Genomic DNA, 944 nt, shown 5'->3' with positions numbered 1-944 from the left:
GCCCGGCAGCTCCAGCGCCGTCTCCCGGGTGGCACGCTGGTGGTTGAACATCACCTGGAACAGCGGGCTGTGGCTCAGGCTGCGCTGCGGTTGCAGGGCCTCCACCAGTTGCTCGAACGGCAGGTCCTGGTGGGCTTGGGCCGCCAAGGCGGTGTGTTTCACCTGCTGCAACAGGTCGAGAAAGGTCAGCTCCGCTGCGAAGTCGGCCTTGAGCACCTGGGTGTTGACGAAGAAGCCGATCAGCCGCTCCGTTTCCACCCGGGTGCGGTTGGCGATCGGCACGCCGACCCGGATGTCCGGTTGGCCGCTGTAGCGATGCAGCAGGGTCTGGAAGCTGGCCAGCAGGAGCATGAACAGGGTGACGCCCTGCTCCTGCGCCAACGCCCGTAGCGACCGGCCCAGGCTTGCATCCAGTACGATCCTCAGGCTGTCACCGGCCAATTGCTGCACCGCTGGGCGTGGGTGGTCCGTCGGCAATTCCAGCACCGGTTGCTCGCCGCCCAGTTGGGCCTGCCAATAGGCCAGTTGCCGCTCCCGCTCGCCCGCCTCCATCCAGCTGCGCTGCCAGAGGGCATAGTCAGCGTACTGGATCGGCAAGGCGGGTAGCTCGACCTCATCACCCGACTGGAAGCCGCGATAGAGCTGCAGCAGTTCTTCCACCATGATTGGCGTGGACCAGCCATCGGCGACGATATGGTGCAGGGTCAGCACCAGTATCCGCTCCTCGCCGGCGCCTTCCAGCAACAGCACCCGCAGCAGCGGTCCCTCTTGCAGGTCGAAGGGCGTGGCGATCTCGGCGTCGATCTGCGCTTGTAGCTCAGTCTCGTCACCCTCGGCCAGGCGTGCCTCGCGCCAGGCCAGGGCCTGGCTGGCGTGGATCTCCTGGTGGGGCTCGTCACCCTGCTGGCGGAAGGTGGTGCGCAAGACCTCGTGCCGCTCGATCA

Annotated in this window: 1 protein-coding gene; it reads right to left on the bottom strand. The window is 66.5% G+C overall.

Annotation, left to right across the window (positions count from 1 at the left end):
- Positions 1-944, bottom strand: a 944-nt coding sequence (locus tag ACYJP6_RS24145) for a condensation domain-containing protein (protein WP_459478557.1), incomplete at both ends; no start/stop codon positions are given.

The organism is Pseudomonas sp. No.117, assembly GCF_054558395.1.
Note: the sequence above shows the minus strand (reverse complement) of the source record. Positions and strands in the feature narration are given on the sequence as shown.